The 15,994-nt window shown below is 71.3% G+C and carries 15 protein-coding genes and 2 riboswitches; of the genes, 7 read left to right on the top strand and 8 right to left on the bottom strand.

Annotated elements, in window-relative coordinates; translation table 11 throughout:
• Positions 1-5 precede the first annotated feature (5 nt).
• The 3 genes from FU260_RS05305 to FU260_RS05295 all read left to right on the top strand — a co-directional run bounded on the left by FU260_RS05305 (position 6) and on the right by FU260_RS05295 (position 3,309).
• Positions 6-902 carry an RNA polymerase sigma-70 factor gene (locus FU260_RS05305; protein ID WP_147916114.1) on the top strand — a complete coding sequence of 299 codons (897 nt, stop codon included), beginning with the start codon at positions 6-8 and terminating at the stop codon, positions 900-902.
• Between the two features lie 182 nt (positions 903-1,084).
• Positions 1,085-2,335, top strand: coding sequence for an NAD(P)/FAD-dependent oxidoreductase (locus FU260_RS05300; protein WP_147916113.1), 1,251 nt, complete (start codon positions 1,085-1,087; stop codon positions 2,333-2,335).
• Positions 2,336-2,412: 77 nt separating this feature from the next.
• Positions 2,413-3,309, top strand: a complete 897-nt coding sequence (locus tag FU260_RS05295) for an RNA polymerase sigma-70 factor (protein ID WP_147916112.1) — start codon at positions 2,413-2,415, stop codon at positions 3,307-3,309.
• Positions 3,310-3,325: 16 nt separating this feature from the next.
• Here FU260_RS05295 and FU260_RS05290 read toward each other — a convergent pair whose 3' ends face one another.
• From FU260_RS05290 to FU260_RS05280, 3 genes are all read right to left on the bottom strand, one after another.
• The gene (locus FU260_RS05290; protein WP_147916111.1) at positions 3,326-4,270 is read right to left on the bottom strand and encodes a universal stress protein; all 945 of its coding nucleotides are present in this window, start codon (positions 4,268-4,270) and stop codon (positions 3,326-3,328) included.
• Positions 4,271-4,479: 209 nt separating this feature from the next.
• A complete protein-coding gene (locus FU260_RS24355) occupies positions 4,480-5,316 on the bottom strand; it encodes a C40 family peptidase (protein ID WP_147916110.1) in 837 nt (278 codons plus the stop codon).
• Between the two features lie 3 nt (positions 5,317-5,319).
• A riboswitch (cyclic di-AMP (ydaO/yuaA leader) is annotated at positions 5,320-5,505 on the bottom strand.
• Positions 5,506-5,647: 142 nt separating this feature from the next.
• On the bottom strand, positions 5,648-6,331 hold the full coding sequence (locus tag FU260_RS05280) for an iron-dependent transcriptional repressor DtxR (protein WP_147916109.1): 684 nt from the start codon (positions 6,329-6,331) through the stop codon (positions 5,648-5,650).
• 146 nt (positions 6,332-6,477) lie between these two features.
• Here FU260_RS05280 and serC point away from each other — a divergent pair, with 146 nt between their 5' ends.
• On the top strand, positions 6,478-7,581 hold the full coding sequence (gene serC, locus FU260_RS05275) for a phosphoserine transaminase (protein WP_147916108.1): 1,104 nt from the start codon (positions 6,478-6,480) through the stop codon (positions 7,579-7,581).
• A 217-nt stretch (positions 7,582-7,798) separates the two neighbouring features.
• Here the strand turns inward: serC and FU260_RS05270 are convergent, their stop codons facing one another.
• Genes FU260_RS05270 through FU260_RS05260 form a run of 3 tightly spaced genes read right to left on the bottom strand, consistent with a single transcriptional unit; the run spans position 7,799 to position 11,560 of the window.
• Positions 7,799-10,282, bottom strand: a complete 2,484-nt coding sequence (locus FU260_RS05270; protein ID WP_168211661.1) for an ATP-binding cassette domain-containing protein — start codon at positions 10,280-10,282, stop codon at positions 7,799-7,801.
• Positions 10,275-10,928, bottom strand: a complete 654-nt coding sequence (locus FU260_RS05265; protein ID WP_147916106.1) for an ECF transporter S component — start codon at positions 10,926-10,928, stop codon at positions 10,275-10,277. Before FU260_RS05265 ends, FU260_RS05270 begins: the two co-directional genes overlap by 8 nt.
• A complete protein-coding gene (locus tag FU260_RS05260; RefSeq protein ID WP_147916105.1) occupies positions 10,925-11,560 on the bottom strand; it encodes a YkoF family thiamine/hydroxymethylpyrimidine-binding protein in 636 nt (211 codons plus the stop codon). The genes FU260_RS05265 and FU260_RS05260 overlap by 4 nt, the downstream gene beginning before the upstream one ends.
• A 68-nt stretch (positions 11,561-11,628) precedes the next feature.
• Positions 11,629-11,740, bottom strand: a riboswitch (TPP riboswitch).
• A gap of 179 nt (positions 11,741-11,919) precedes the next feature.
• On the opposite strand from FU260_RS05260, the gene FU260_RS05255 reads away from it, so the two are divergent.
• Positions 11,920-12,435: a hypothetical protein gene (locus FU260_RS05255; RefSeq protein ID WP_147916104.1), complete on the top strand. Its 516-nt coding sequence runs from the start codon at positions 11,920-11,922 to the stop codon at positions 12,433-12,435.
• 145 nt (positions 12,436-12,580) lie between these two features.
• Here FU260_RS05255 and FU260_RS05250 read toward each other — a convergent pair whose 3' ends face one another.
• Together FU260_RS05250 and FU260_RS05245 are read right to left on the bottom strand one after the other, a co-directional pair.
• On the bottom strand, positions 12,581-13,912 hold the full coding sequence (locus tag FU260_RS05250) for an MFS transporter (RefSeq protein WP_147916103.1): 1,332 nt from the start codon (positions 13,910-13,912) through the stop codon (positions 12,581-12,583).
• Positions 13,909-14,310 carry a MarR family winged helix-turn-helix transcriptional regulator gene (locus FU260_RS05245; RefSeq protein WP_235912432.1) on the bottom strand — a complete coding sequence of 134 codons (402 nt, stop codon included), beginning with the start codon at positions 14,308-14,310 and terminating at the stop codon, positions 13,909-13,911. Before FU260_RS05245 ends, FU260_RS05250 begins: the two co-directional genes overlap by 4 nt.
• 447 nt (positions 14,311-14,757) lie before the next feature.
• On the opposite strand from FU260_RS05245, the gene FU260_RS05240 reads away from it, so the two are divergent.
• Complete coding sequence (locus tag FU260_RS05240) at positions 14,758-15,006, top strand: DUF2530 domain-containing protein (RefSeq protein ID WP_147916101.1); 249 nt, start codon at positions 14,758-14,760, stop codon at positions 15,004-15,006.
• Positions 15,007-15,008: 2 nt separating this feature from the next.
• Positions 15,009-15,938: an NAD(P)-dependent oxidoreductase gene (locus FU260_RS05235; RefSeq protein WP_328593018.1), complete on the top strand. Its 930-nt coding sequence runs from the start codon at positions 15,009-15,011 to the stop codon at positions 15,936-15,938.
• Positions 15,939-15,994: the final 56 nt, after the last annotated feature.

Raw genomic sequence — 15,994 nt, 5'->3', positions numbered from 1 at the left:
CGATCATGACCGACGAGCCCGCGGAGACCGCGACCGAGACCTTCGTCGCCCACCGCAACCTGCTCTTCACCGTGGCGTATGAGATTCTCGGCTCGGGCGCCGACGCCGAGGACGTCCTGCAGGAGACCTGGCTGCGCTGGGTGGGCGTCGACCTCGCCGAGGTGTGGGACCGGCGTGCCTACCTGGTCCGCATCACCACTCGACAGGCCCTCAACCGGCTGCGGACGTTGCAGCGGCGCCGGGAGGACTACGTCGGGCAGTGGCTGCCCGAGCCCCTGCTGACCTCCCCCGATGTCGCCGAGGACGTCCTGCTGGCAGAGAGCGTCTCGATGGCGCTGATGGTGGTGCTGGAAACTCTCTCCCCCACCGAGCGCGCGGTGTTCGTCCTGCGCGAGTCGTTCGGCTTCGACTATGCCGAGATAGCGGACGCGGTTGAGAAGTCCCCCGCCGCCGTGCGCCAGATCGCGCATCGCGCCCGCAGCCACGTCGAGTCCCGCCGTCCCCGCCGACCGGCCAGTGCGGCCGAGACCCGGGAGGTGCTCGAGGCGTTCGTGGTCTCGATCGAGACCGGCGATCTGCGCGCACTCATGGACGTGCTGGCTCCGGATGTCGTGGTCCTCTCCGACGGCGGCGGCCTCAAGCAGGCCGTCCCCAACCCGGTCCGTGGTGCCGACCCGGTCGCGCGGCTGTTCCTCGGCGGCCTGCGCAAGGCGCCCGGAGTCCTGTCGGCGCGGCTCACCACGATCAATGGCTCCCCAGCGCTGCTGATCACGATGGACGACGAGCTGGACGGCATTTTCGCCGTGGCCGTGCACGACGCACGGATCGCTCGCATGTACTACATGCGCAATCCGGAGAAGCTCTCCCGGATCAGCGCTGAGACTCCGCTCAGCCGATCCTGACCGGCCACTCACCGCCGGCCAGGCCATACGCTCAGCCGCCGACGGCGGAGCTCGCCGGGGTGAGCAAAGCTCTTCTGCCGTAGGGGTGTCACAGATCCGGGTGCACCGGTGTCCCATGGGTAACCGAACGACATGGGTCACCGAACGACATGGGTCACCCAACAACTGCGGAGGAGCACCCGATGCGAGACCAACGCCCCGAGACCACACGGAGCCAGCCACGGAACGCCGTCGTGATCGGTGGCGGCTACGCCGGCGTGATGGCGGCCAACCGCCTGACCCAGGGCGAGAACGTCACCGTGACGCTGATCAACCCGCGGCCCACGTTCGTGGAACGGATCCGGCTGCACCAGCTGGTCGGCGGCTCGCACAGCGCCACCCACGACCTACGCGACGTGCTCGCCGAGCGAGTGCACCTGGTGGTCGACACCGCCACCAGGATCGATGCCGCCACTCGCAGCATCGAGCTGGCCGGCGGAGGCAGCCTCGCCTACGACTACCTCATCTACGCCGTCGGCAGCCACAGCGCCGCCTCGGACGTGCCCGGCGCCGAGCACACCTACCCGATCGGCACCCTGGAGGAGGCCCAGCGCCTGCAGGCCGCGCTGACCGAGCTGCCGGACCACGCCCCGGTGACCGTGGTCGGTGGTGGCCTGACCGGGATCGAGACCGCTGCCGAGCTCGCCGAGTCCGGCCGGCAGGTGCGGCTGCTCACCGGCGGCGTGCTCGCCGCGACCCTGCACGAGCGCGGCCGGCGGTCGGCGGCGCAGCGACTGGCCGCGCTCGGGGTGGAGCTGCTGGACGGTGTTCCCTCCCGGGTGCGCGCTGTGGAGCCGGACGCGGTGCTGCTGGCCGCCGGGCGCCGCCTGGACAGTGCCCTGACCATCTGGACGGCGGGCTTCAGCGTGCCTGCCCTGGCCAGGGACAGCGGGCTGTCCACCGACGCCCTCGGCCGGCTGCGCACCGATGAGAGCTGGGTCAGTCTGGACGATGAGCGGATCGTGGCCACCGGCGACGCCGCTGCCCCGTCCGACCTACCGGCGCGGATGAGCTGCCAGGCGGCGGTGCAGGTAGGCCCGCAGGCGGCCGAGACTGTACTCGCCCTGATCGCCGGCAAGCAGCCGGACCGGCTCAGCCTCGCCTTCGTCAGCCAGTGCGTCAGCCTGGGCCGACGTGACGGCCTGCTGCAGCTGACCCACCTGAACGACACGGCGCGGCGCACCTACCTGGCCGGCCGGCCGGGTGCGGCGATCAAGGAGCTGATCTGCTCCGGGATCATCTGGCAGCTCAAGCTCGAGGCCCGCTTCCCGGGCCGAGTCACGATGCGCCTCACCGACCCGGCCCGGCGCCGCCGGCTGGCCGCCGCCGGCGCATCAGTCCCACCGGTTGCCGGCGCACCAGCCGCACGGGTCACCGCCGAGGAAGCGCGCTGACGGCGGTGCGTACCGTGGAGTCAGCACGCCCGGGCCGCCGGCAGCAGCAACCGGGGCACCAGGCAGAGGAGATCATCGTGACCGAACCAGCTGTGGAGGCGGCCACCGTCACGTTCATGGCCCACCGCAACCTGCTGTTCACCGTGGCCTATGAGGTGCTCGGCTCGACGGCCGACGCCGAGGATGTGCTCCAGGAGACGTGGCTGCGCTGGGTAGGCGTGGACCTGGAGCAGGTGCAGGAACCGCGCGCCTACCTGGTCCGGATCACCACCCGGCAGGCGTTGAACCGGCTGCGGACGATGAGCCGGCGCCGGGAGACCTACGTGGGCCCGTGGCTGCCCGAGCCGTTGCTCACCACACCGGACGTGGCCGAGGACGTCGAGCGCGCCGACACCGTCTCGATGGCGCTCATGCTGGTGCTGGAGACCCTCTCCCCCACCGAGCGAGCCGTGTTCGTGCTCCGGGAGGCGTTCGGCTTCGACTACGCCGAGATCGCCGCGGCCGTGGACAAGACCCCGGCCGCGGTGCGTCAGATCGCCCACCGGGCGCGCCAGCACGTGCACGCCCGGCGCCCTCGGCAGGCGACCTCACCGACCGAGGCGCGCTCCGCCGTCGAGAGCTTCCAGCATGCGCTGCAGACCGGTGACCTGCAGCACCTGGTGGATGTGCTCGCCCCGGATGTGGTGTGCCTCGCGGACGGCGGTGGGGTGCGCACGGCCGCACGACACCCGATCGTGGGCGCGGAGCGGGTGCTGCGCTACGTCCAGGGGGTCGCGACCAAGGCCGCCGGCACGATCGAGATGACCCTCACCTCGATCAATGGGGACCCGGCGCTGATCGCGTACGTGGGCGGTGAGCTCGACGGCGTGGTGTCGATCGCCGTACGCGAGGGGAAGATCACCGGGATCTACTACGTGCGCAACCCGGAGAAGCTCGCCCGGATCGCCCGCGGGGTGCCCGTGCGCCTGGGCTGAGCACGGGGAAAGCCGGCTACTTGCGCCGCCTCCAGCCACGCTCCATCGGCGGCAGGCCCTCATCCTGGATCCGGCTGGGCACCACCATCACCGGGCATGCGGTGTGGTGCAGCACCTGCTGCGAGGTGGACCCGAGCAGCATGCCGGCGAACCCGCCACGCCCGCGGGAGCCGACCACCACGAGGTCCACCGCGGTGGAGAACTCCGAGAGCAGGGCCGCTCCGTTACCGTCCAGCGCGTGCCGGCGCACCACCAGCTCGCGGCCTTCCAACGCCCGGTCGACCGTGACGTTCAGGCCCTCCTTGACGTCGGCGAGCACGCTCTCCCGGTCCACCGCGGCCGGCAGCCAGCCGAGCACGCCGGCACCGGCGCCGATCGGCACCGCCACCACAGCGGTGAGCTCGGCCTGCCAGACCTCGGCCTGCTCGATCGCCCGGTTCAGCGCCACCTTCGCCGAATCGGACCCGTCCACACCCACCACGATCCGGTTGATCGGCAGCGGCGGAGTGGTGTCATCGTCCTCACCGTCCAGCAGGGGCACCACCACGGTCGGGCAGTGCGCGTGGGCCGGCAGGGCCGAGGAAACGGTGCCCAGGACACGCTCGGCGAAGCCGCTGCGCCCCCGGGTCCCGACCACCACCAGGCAGACCTGCTTGCTCAGGTCCACCAGCACCCCGGCCGGGTCACCGGTCTCCAGGGCGCTGGTCACCTCCACGTCACGTTGCGAGACCCGCGCGACCGCCTCGTCCAGCACTGCCTGCGCACCTTCGCGGATGGCGGTGTCGTCCAGTGCGGCGTAGCCACCGTCCAGGGAGGCAGCAGCGAACGTGGGCACGGCGTAGGCGCACACCAGGTGCAGCCGCCAGCCCACCTGCCGCGCCTGGGCGACGGCCCATTCCAGTGCGTTCAGGCTGGCCGGTGATCCATCGACCCCTACCAGAACGACCTGTTCGTGCTCCATGACCAGTACACCCCCGGTCGTTGGTGATCTCTTGGCCTCAAGTGTGCCCTGTCGGAGGCGATGCTGCGCACCAAAACGCGAATCAACTGTGCGCCGGGCAGCACTCGCGTACTACCCGGGCAGCACTCGCTGTACCGTCGGGGCCAGACAACGACAATGGCCCGCCTCTGCCGATGCAGAGACGGGCCACTGTGCTGACGCGATGAGGCTCAGCCGGTGACGCGGATGAACGTCGGGTTGGACCGCCACATCTGGCTGGCGTGCAGCGGGCTGCTGGGGTTACGGGCAGCAATGTGCTGGTCGCCACCGAGGTAGATGCCCACGTGTCCAGGCCACCAGACCAGGTCACCGGGGCGCGCCTCGGAGGCGGACACCTGCTGACCGGCACCGGCCTGGGCACCGGAGGAACGCGGCAGGCTGATGCCCACCTGGGCGTACACGTAGGCGGTGAAGCCGGAGCAGTCGAACCCGGCCGGGGTCGAACCACCGTGCACGTACGGAGTACCCACGTAGCGATGGGCGATCTCCACGATCTGCGCGCCGATTCCGCTGGCGCTGGTGGTGGAGGCGGGCTCGCTGGACTCCTCGGACTCACCCTCGTCCGAGTCGCTAGACTCGGTCGCGGCCTCGGTGCGGTCGTTGCTGCGCGAGGTCTCGGTAGTGGTCCGCTCGTAGGTCGGCTCCGGCTCCGGCTCTGGCTCTGGCTCCGGGGGCGGCGGCGGAGCCTCAGACTCCACCTCGACGTTCGTGCCCAGGTTCCAGCTCACGTCAGCGTCGACGCTGACGGTGGCGGAGGTGCCCACGGCATCCTCGTTCGCCGTGTCTGGGGCGATAGCCGACGCGAGGTTCGCGGTGCGAACGGGGGCGTCGGCGGTGGTCGGGGCGGCGAGAGCGCCGGGGGCGCTGAGCGCCAGAAGCGCTCCCGATGTGGCCAGCGCGACGGCGGTCCGCTTGCCCACGGTCCCGGTGACGGCCTGGCCGAAGGTGCTCAGCGGGGTTACCGGGCGGCATGCTGCGCGGTGCCGCCCATTTTTGATGTCGGTCAAAGTATTGCCTCTCCTGCCGCCTACGAGGTGAGCTGTCGGGTTCGGGTGGAGGTAGCACCCGGTCCGCCTGCCGCTCGGCCGGTGGACTTCACCCCAAGGTGCTTCACAGCACCGCAAGATTTGGGTCCCCCGCCCCTGTCACGGGTTCGATCTGACCTCGGGCAGTGACAGGGTTCGGCGTCTGTCCGGGGTACTCGCTGAAGGAGGGTTTCTGCGAGCGGAACAGACGCTACCTCAGCACTGGGCCGATTGTCACGTTCCGGTCACAATTCGGTCCCGGATGTGACTGGTGGCACGAATCTGCGGCGTGTCGCGATCCCGTCGGATTCGGTCAGTCGGTGGTGACGAACACGTGCCGGGCGGTGTCCTCCGGCAGGTCCAGCACGGTCTCGACGCCGGAGACCTGCACGGCGAAGGTGTCCTTGCCGCGGGTCGCCTGGATCGTGGCCCCTGGCGCCAGGCCCGCTTCCTGCAGCTGCCGCAGCAGGGCCACATCCACCTGCAGCGGCTCCCCGATCCGGGTGATCCGGTAGGTGGCCGCACCGGTCGGCAGCAGATCGGCGAGCGCCGCGCCGTAGGCGGCGTCCAGCGACTGCTCCCCGAGCTCTTCCAGCCCGGGGATCGAGTTGCCGTACGGGTCTCGCTGGGGGTGATCGAGCAGGCCGATCAAGCGCTGTTCCACCTGATCGCTCATCACGTGCTCCCAGCGGCAGGCCTCTTCGTGCACATGCGGCCAGTCCAGGCCGATCACATCGGTGAGCAGCCGCTCGGCCAGCCGGTGCTTGCGCATCACCCGGGTGGCGCGGGCCAGCCCCTCGTCGGTGAGCTCCAGGTGCCGGTCCCCGGTCACCACCATCAGACCGTCCCGCTCCAGTCGCGCCACGGTCTGGGAGACCGTCGGCCCGGAGTGTCCCAGACGCTCGGCGATCCGGGCCCGCAGCGGCACGATCCCGTCCTCGAGCAGCTCGAAGACCGTCTTCAGGTACATCTCCGTCGTATCGATGAGATCGCTCACGGGGCCCTTCCCCTTCATGCCAGCCAATGCCGACTCCACCCTAACCGGACCGCCCGGTCCGGGCCCTCGGATTTCTCGACCAGCGCAGCCCGGTCACGATCCGGACCCGGGCGAGGAACGCCGTCGGCACCTGGGATGATGCCGGTATGACGACGCTGGCCGTGCCCACCGACCTCCTGCCCGCCGATGGCCGCTTCGGTTCTGGACCGAGCCGGATCCGGCCCGGCCAGTCGGCGGCGCTGGCGGCGCTGGGCCCGGTGCTGATGGGCACCTCGCACCGGCAGCCGCCGGTGAAGGCCCTGGTGGCCCGGGTGCGGGAGGGACTGCGCGAGCTGCTGGCCGTGCCGGAGGGCTACGAGGTGGTGCTCGGCAACGGCGGCTCCACTTTCTTCTGGGACGCGGCCACCTTCGCCCTGATCCGGCAGCGTTCCCAGCACGTGAGCACGGGCGAGTTCGGCGCGAAGTTCGCCACCGCTGCCGCCCGGGCCCCGTTCCTGGACGAGCCGCAGGTGGTCCGGGCCGAACCGGGCACGCTCGCCGTACCGTCTCTGGCCGAGGGTGTGGACGCCTACGCCTGGGCGCAGAACGAGACCTCCACCGGGGTGATCGCGCCGGTGCAGCGGGTGAGCGCCGATGCGCTGATGCTGGTCGATGCCACCTCGGCCGCCGGTGGTGTGCGCGCCGACCTGGCCGAGACCGATGCGTACTACTTCGCCCCGCAGAAGGCGTTCGGCTCCGACGGCGGGCTGTGGCTGGCTGTGCTCTCCCCCGCCGCGCTGGAGCGGATCGCCGAGCTCGGCAGCCGCTGGGTGCCCGAGTCCCTCTCCCTGGCCGCGGCGGTGGCGAACTCCCGGAAGGACCAGACGCTGAACACTCCGGCGATCGCCACCCTGGTGCTGATGGCCGAACAGATCGACTGGCTGCTCGCCGGGGGCGGGCTGGACTTTGCCGCCGGGCGCAGTGCCGCCTCGGCGCAAATCCTCTACTCCTGGGCCGAGCGCGCCGAGTACGCCACCCCGTTCGTGCAGCAGGCGCAGGCCCGCTCCCCCGTGGTCGGCACGATCGACTTCGAGGCGGAGGTGGACGCCGCCCGGGTGTGCGCGATCCTGCGGGAGAACGGGGTGGTGGACATCGAGCCGTACCGCAAGCTCGGCCGGAACCAGATCCGGGTGGGGATGTACCCGTCGGTGGACCCGGCCGACGTGCAGGCGCTCACCGCGTGCGTGGACTGGGTGGTCGAGCGGCTCTGAGCTAGACCCCGCTCAACCCCCGGCACCCGCACCCGCACCCGCACCCGAGTTTCCACCGTCCCCGCGCCGATCGGAGGTAGGTACGGCGATCGGAGGTAAGTACAAACGTACCTCCGATCGCCGTACCTACCTCCGTTGGTGGTGGTGGTGGTGGCGGTGGCGACGGTGGTGGCGACGGTGGTGGTGGTGGTGGTGGCGGTGTAGTGGGGTGGCGGCGTCAGCCGAACACCCCAAGCGCACCCAGCCCGCGGAGCGTGCCGGCCTGCCAGGAGGCATAGAGCACGACGGCGGTGCTCACCAGAGCTGTCCCGGCCAGCAGGGCATCGGCGCGCCCGAGCGGGCTGGGTGCGGCGATCGTGCGGCGGCCGGCGCCCAGGCCACGGGTCTCCAGGGCGATCGACATCCGTTCGGCGCGGCGCAGCGAGGTGACCAGCAGAGTGAACGCCGCCCGGGTCAGTGCCCGCGGCGACCGGGATATCCCGCGGCGGCGCGGGTCGCGGACCGCCTGGGCCGCCCGGATCGTGGCCCAGGTCTCCGGTAGCTGTTCGAGCAGCCGGTAGCCAGCCAGCACCGCGTAGGCGAAGCGTCCGTCCAGACGCAGGTGCTGGTGCAGGCTGGTCATCAGCCGGGCGCCGTCGGTGGTGAACACGAAGGTCACCGAGGCGACGCCGATGAACAGGGTCCGGATCGCCAGCCCGGCACCGATGCTCAGGCCCTCGGCGCTGATCGCCGCCGGCCCCACGTGCGCCACCGCCTGCCCGGGCCGGGTGAACGCGTTCACCATCAGCAGGCTGAACGCGAAGGCGACGAACAGCAGGTGGGCGCGCAACAGGGTGCCCGCCGGAATCCGCCCGGCGGCCAGGGCGACCGGCCAGGTGAGCAGGTAAAGCACAGCGGGGGTCACCGGATCGGTCACCGCGGTCAGCACCAGGCAGATCACCAGCAGCACAGCGAGCTTGACCACGGGATCGCGGCGGTGCAGCACCGAGTCCCCCGGCAACGGTCGTCCGAAAGCGGGCCGGGCACTGCCCCGCACCCTGGCACTGCCCCTTGCCCTCGCGGCCGGCTGCGGTCGCGCCTCGACGCCGCCACTCATGCCGCCACCCCCACCGGCGCTGCCTCGCGCTCCAGCAGGGCGAGCGCATCCCGGGCCGCACCGAGCGGGCCAGGCCAGGCGGCCAGCAGCGGCGGCAGGTGCAGTCCGGCGCGGGCGAGCACGGGGGGTGAGCACCTCGTCCACAGTGCCGACGGCGACCGGGCGGCCACCGGCGAGCAGCAGCACCTGGTCGGCGAGCGCGGCCACCAGGCGCAGGTCGTGGCTGGCCAGGACCACTGCGCGGCCCTCCCCGGCGAGCCGGGCGAGCTCGGCGCCGATCCCGGCGGCGGTGCGCCGGTCCTGACCGAAGGTCGGCTCGTCGGCGAGCAGCACGTCATCGGCCATCACGGTCATCGCCGCCAGGGAGAGCCGGCGTTGCTGACCGCCGGAGAGCCGGAACGGGTCCGCAGCGGCGAGCCCGGTCAGCTGGTAGCGCTCCAGCACCGACCCGACCGCAGCACCGGGACCAGCACCAGCAGGAGCACCAGCACCGGCCGGCAGCCCGTAGCCGATCTCGTCGGCGACGGTGCGGGTGAGGAACTGGTGCTCGGGGTTCTGGAACACCATCCCGACCCGCGCCAGCCCACGCACACCAGCAGCCGGCAGCAACCCCGCCAGGCCGAGCAGCAGCGAGCTCTTCCCGGAACCGTTCACCCCGAGCACTGCGGTGATCTGCCCGGCCCGCAGCTCCAGGTCCACCCCGGCCACCGCCACGGACTCCCCGCGCCGCACCTCGGCGTCCCTGGCGGCGAGCAGCACCGGACCGGCCGGACGCGGAGCCGGCCGCGGCGCGCGACCGGCGAGCTCGGTGAGTGCGCCACCTAGCTGAGCCGGGGAGACCGGACGCCGCAGTACCCGGGTGAGCTCCGCCGTCGCCGGTAACCAGGAGCCCGTGGCGGCCACCTCACCTGAGGTGAGCACGGCCGCGCTCGGCCCATCCGCCACCACGCTGCCGCAGCGGTCGAACACCACACAGCGCGTGGGTAGCGGGCCGAGCTCGTCCAACCGGTGCTCGATCAACAGGCTCGCCCCGTCCAGGCCGGCCAGCAGAGCACCGATCGAGCGGGCACCGGCCGGATCGAGCAGCGCAGTGGGCTCGTCCAGGAGCAGCAGCCGCGGGCCGGCCACCAGAGCAGCGGCGAGCGCGACCCGCTGCCCCTCCCCACCGGAGAGCTCACTGGTACGCCGCCCACCCAGGTGCCCGGCCCCCACCGCCTGCAGTGCGGCGGTGACCCGCGGCGGCATCTGCTCGGCCGGCACCGCCCGATTCTCCAAGGCGAAGGCCACCTCCTCGGCCACAGTGGGCAGGCAGAGCTGATCGGCTGGGTCCTGCATGAGCGTGGCGACCTGCCCGGCCAGCTGCGGCACCGGGGTGCTGCGCGGATCGCTGGCACACACGCTGACCTGGCCGGTCACCTCGGCGTCCACGGTCTGCGGCACCACCCCGGCGAGCGTGCGCAGCAGGGTGGACTTGCCGGCTCCGGAGGGTCCGAGCAGCAGCACTCGTTCGTCCTGCCCGACGGCGATGCTGACCTGCCGTAGGTGCGGCGCCCGGGCGCCGGGGTAGGTCACGGTGAGCTGCTCGGTGCGGACCAGGTCAGCCATCGCTGGCCTGACCGCTGCCGGCTGCACTGCTGGAACGAGCGGCCTGGTTGGCCCGGGCCGCGCGGCCGATCGCGTAGTTGTCCAGCACCCCGGTGCGCAGCAACGCATCCCCGATCACCTTCGCGAGCAGCCCGCAGAGCAGCACACCGGAGGCGAGCTGGAAGACCACCCGGAGCTCGAACAGCTCCTGCCCGGCCCAGCCCATACGCACCATGCCGAGTACGAGGTTGGCGAGTGCCGCCGTCGCCCCGGAGGCAACGAACACGGCCCAGCCATAGCGGCGGTACCGGGTGACGGCGAACGCCACCTCCGCCCCGGCCCCCTGGATGAAGCCGACGAGGATGAGCATCGGCCCCACTGGGGAGGCGAGGAAGACCACCTCCACGATCGAGGCGATGATCTCCACCAGGATGCCCACACCGGGCTTGCGGACGATGTAGAGGGCGAGCGGGGCGACCACCATCCAGCCGCCGACGAGCACGTTCTGAGCCAGATCGCCGAAGGGGCCCATCACCACCTGCAGCCAGCCCCACACCTGCACCAGCGCCCAGTAGAGGAAGCCGAACACCACGGCGAGCACGGCGAGAAGCACCAGATCGTGCAGGGTGATCGGGCGGCGGCCAGTGGCCTCGGTGCGTGCCGTCATCGGGCACCTGCCGCGGGTGAGTGCGTGGTGGTGGGTGAGTTCAGCGACAGGCTCAGGTGGCTGGCCACATGCCGCACCTGTGTGCCGACCTCCCGCCAGCCGTCGGTGACGGCGTAGAGCACGTCGGCCAGATCGCCGTCCAGCCGGGTGACGTAGTGCTCGGAGCCGGTGAGCACGCCGAGGTCGCGGGCATGCTCGATCGCCGCGTAGATGGCGGCCATGTGATCCGCTGTGGGGCTGTCTTCCAGCGGATAGAGCGCCCAGTGCGCGGCCGCCTGGACGTGGGCCGGGGCCGGGCGTGTGAGCGCCGCGGGTGCCTGGGCGGTGCCGTCGGCCACAGTGCACTCCACCTCACCGGGGCAGCCTCGGGAGAACAGCACGTGCGCGGCGGTGTGCACCCCGGTGCGGGCGACGGCGCCGATCGTGTCCGCCAAGTAGGCGAGCAGGTCATCCTCGGGGCCGCGCAGGAACGTGGAGACCTCGTCGGTGCTGATCTGCAGGCCGCGGGAGTCGGTCTCCCGCAGTGCGGTCAGGATGAGATCGGCGAAGCCGTCGGTCATCGGGTGCAGGCTGAAGCGTGCGCCGACACCGTAGGACGTGGCGGTGAATACGGTGGTGGGTGGGGTGGGCATAGGGCCTCCTGGTATCGAAGGCCCCCGGGCGCCGCGTGCAGGCACCGCCACGCACGGGTGCACGCGGCGGACTCTGCTGCCCATCTCCCTACGCTGGTGCTAACCAGGTCAGGTTCCTCGGGTCTGCGGCCGGTGTACCGACCGCACTCTCAGCGCCTACGCGCTCCCCGGGGGCTTTGTCCCGGCCACCGTACCGCGGGGCGCGGCCTGGTGGCCACGGGCGTCCACCTGGTGGCGGAACGCGCGAGCCGCGGAGGCACTTTCCGAACGCGGAGGTGCCACAGGGGCCTCCGCGTCGGAATGCGACTTCCGCGGAGCGCTCGGCCCGCGCCGCAAGAGCCGGCCGTTACGCTGGCCGTGTGTCCGAGGCATCACTGTTCCTGTCCGCCGCAGAGATCGCTGCGGCGCTGGAAGGCCGGCTGGGCGACCTAGGAGCCGCGGGCGGGGCATTCGGCGGTGGGCTCGGTGGCGCCCTCGGTGCCGGACCGGCTGCTGGGGCGGCCGGTGCCGCCGGTGGGGCGAGCGGCGGAAGATTCGGCGGGCGGCTCGGCGCCCGGTTCACCAAGCTGGACAGTCAGCGGCGTTACTGGCCGCAGCCGAGCACTCCGGTGCACCTCCATCGGCTGCAGCAGTTCCTCCGGGGCCCACAGCAGCGACAGCTCAGCGCACCCGATGGTTCCCCGGTGGTCGGGCTGTCCGCGATCGTCGGCTCCGGCTCGATGAACCTGAACCCGTGCGTCGTCGAGGCACTCTGGGATCCCTCCGGACTGCAGGTCGTGGCGCACGCGCGAGAGGGCATGATCAAGCAGCGCACCTGCGAGAAGGCCTTGGACCGGCTGCAGTCGGAGGTGTTCGGCGCGGGCGGGCCGGCCTGAACCCGTCACCGGAAGTCACCCGAGCCCAGCCCACCATCGGAGGTAGCTCCCGCGATCGGAGGTAAGTGCGGACTACCTCCGATCGCGGGACCTACCTCAGATCGCAGCACCGGCGGGCCTGGCCGGGCCGCACCAAGCCGCACACTCAGGCAGCGTTCGTAGCGTCCGAGCCTTCCTGCACGGCAGCATCGACCTTCGCTGCCCGGCGCGCGGCGCGCTCCTCCGCATTCGTGAGCATCATGTGCGGACGCTGGCGCAGCGAATACCGCACCTGCACCTGCCAGTGCTTGCGCGCCCACAGGGCGGCCACGGTGACCACCACGGCAGCGACAATCGCGCCGATGCCGATCGACCAGCGCGGTCCCCAGGCGTCGGCCACCCAGCCGACCAGCGGCGCGCCGATCGGGTTCCCGGCGAACAGCACCATCATGTACAAGCTCATCACCCGCCCCCGCATCGCCGGATCGGTGCTGATCTGGATCGCGGCGTTGGCCGAAGTGAGCATGGTCAGCGAGGTGAACCCGACCGGGATGCATGCGAGGGCGAACAGCTCATAGGTGGGCGCCAGAGCGAGCAGCGTGGTGGATGCGGCGAAGCCTCCTGCGGCGATGATCACGGTACGCACCCGCGGCTGCTTGCGCCGGGCCGCCATCAGCGCTCCGGCCAGCGAGCCGATCGCCAGGATCGAGCCAAGCACCCCGTACTCCCCCGCATCCTTACCGAACTCCACCCGCGCCATCACCGCGGAGGTGAGCTGGAACTTCAGGCCAATGCCGCCGACCAGGAACACCACCGCCATGATCAAGATGATGTCCCGGCGGTGCCGGACATAGGACAGCCCTTCGCGCAGCTGCCCCTTGGCCTTCTTCGTGCGCGGTACGCGCCGCAGCTCGCCGGTGCGCATCGCCAGGACCGCGCCGATGGTCCCGGCGAACGAGACCGCATTGATGATGAACACCCAGCCCGGGCCGACCACGGCGATCAGCAGACCGGCCAGGCCCGGGCCGATCAGCCGGGCCGCGTTGAACGACGCGCTGTTCAGCGCCACAGCGTTGGCCAGGCCATCGGCGGGCACCAACTCGGCCACGAACGTCTGCCGGGCCGGTGCATCGATCGCCGTCGCGATCCCGAGCAGCACCGCGAAGACGTACACCTGCCACAGCTCGGCATGGCCACCGAGCACCAGGATGCCCAGCCCGGCCGCCAGCACACCCATCAGCCCCTGGGTGATCATCAGTAGCTTGCGCTGGTCCACCCGGTCGGCGAGCACTCCCGCGAACGGGCTGAGCAGCAACGAGGGGACGAACTGCAGAGCGGTCACGATCCCCACGGCGGTGCCGGAATCGTCGGAGAGATAGGCGAGCACCAGCCAGTCCTGTGCGACACGCTGCATCCAGGTACCAACGTTCGCCACCAGGGCCCCGCCGAACCACAGGCGATAGTTGAACTGGCGTAGCGACGCGAACATGGTGCTCACTGGGTGGTGATCCTCCTCAAGATCTCCTCTGCCTGGGACAGGATCTGTCGCTCTTCAGGGGTGAGGGCGGCCAGCCGGCGGGACAACCACTTGTCCCGGCGACGGCGGGTCTCGGCCACGTACTCCCGGCCGGCTTCGGTGCTGGTCACCAGTACCTGACGGCGGTCGGTGGGGTGCGCGGTGCGCTTCAGCAGGCCTTCGCTCTCCAGGGCCTGGATGGTCCGGGTCATCGACGGCGGCTGGACGTGCTCGCGCGCGGCCAGCGCACTGGGGGTGAACGGGCCGTGGGCCACCACTGCGCTGATCACCGCGTGCTGCGTCTCGGACAGTCGGCCCGCCCGTTCGGCGCGTAGCTTGCGCGCCGTGCGGAGCAGGGTCAGTCGAAGCCTGGAGGCCAATCCCCCGGGTGGTCGGGGCGCACCCTTTCCGGGGCGAGGCTGTCCCTCGCGACCACCGGATCGAACTCGCCGGACCCCTACAGGATCGCCTCCAGCTGCGGAATCATCGCGCTCGGAAGCCATCGATACGCCATCCTAGACTATTACTTAGCCTAAGTAAAGATAGCGACCGGGCGCGTCTGGTGGGTCCGGACACCCTGGTGGATGCGCACGCCCTGGCGGGTCCGCACGCCCTGGCGGGTCCGCACGCCCTGGCGGATGCGAACCACGAACCCCAGCGTCGACCAACCGGCCGGCGAGCCCCGCACGCCGCGCTCCACGGGGTGGCGAGCGAGGCCAGGATTCGCACGATACCGGCGTCAAGGTGGCACGTCTGGGAGCGGCTGTGGACGGTCCGCCTCGCGGGCGGATGCGCCGTTCCGTCCGGCAGATGACTACGATCGCCGTGTGCCCGATCCGCAACCTGAAAGCCCGCCCCCGCTCCGTGCGGCCAAGGTGAACGCCAAGGCGCTGTTCCTGATCGGCACGATCGCCTGGCTGGCCGGGCTGCTCGGCGTCGGTGTGGCGTTCTTGGCCGGCCGCTCCCCGGATGGTCGCCTCGGCTGGGTGTGCGTCGCCGGGATCCTGTTGGGCGCCACGGGCTACTGGTGGGCACACAAGGCGCACCTGATCGATGATGAGGGGATGAGCGAGTGAAGGTGCTGCTGCCCAGTTCCATCCCGTTGTCCGTTCACCTGCCCGACGGCATCACCTCCGTGGTCTACGACGTGCACCGGCCGATCCCGCCCGAGCATCGCGACGCCGAGGTGGTGGTGATCTGGCAGTCTCCCGCGCAGCGGTTGGCCACGATGCCTGGCGAGCTGCCCCGGCTGCGGTGGATCCAGTCGCTGATGGCCGGCACCGATGCGATCGAGGCGGCCGGCTTCGATCCTGGGGTGCAGCTGACCTCCGGCCGAGGCCTGCATGATGCACCGGTCGCCGAGCACACGCTGGCACTCATCCTGGCGGCGGCCCGCCGCCTGGACCGCACGGTGGCAGCCCAGGCCGACGGCGGTTGGCACCCGTCCCAGGACGCGAATCTTCCGTTCGGCTCACCGGAGGCGTTCACCACGCTCACCGGCGCGCAGGTGGTGATCTGGGGCTTCGGCGGGATCGGTACCCGGCTGGCCGGATACCTGAGCATGCTCGGCGCCCGGGTGACCGGGGTGGCCCGGTCCGCCGGCGAGCGCGACGGGTACCCGGTGGTCACCGAGGCCGAGCTGGACCGGGTACTGCCCACGGCGGACGTGCTGGTGAACATCTTGCCGGCGACGGCGCACACCGAGGGGATCGTGGACGCCGCCGTGCTAGCTGCGCTGCCCGAGCGGGCCTGGCTGGTGAACGTGGGCCGGGGCGCCACGGTCGTGGAGGGCGATCTGATCGAGGCCCTGGCTACCGGCTCGATCGCCGGTGCCGCACTGGACGTGTTCGCCACCGAGCCGCTGCCGGAGTCCTCGCCGCTGTGGCACGCGCCGAACGCCATCCTCACCCCGCACTGCGCCGGAGGCCGGCCGCAGGCACCGGAGGCGTTGATCGAGGAGAACCTGCGTCGGCTGCTCGCCGGTGAGGAGCTGGCGAACCTGGTCTGACCAGGGCCAGGTGGCCCACACATGCACTGCTGGTCATTCTGCGTCCGCCTTGCGCG

This window comes from Ruania zhangjianzhongii, assembly GCF_008000995.1.
Lineage (GTDB): Bacteria > Actinomycetota > Actinomycetes > Actinomycetales > Beutenbergiaceae > Ruania > Ruania zhangjianzhongii.
Note: the sequence above shows the minus strand (reverse complement) of the source record. Positions and strands in the feature narration are given on the sequence as shown.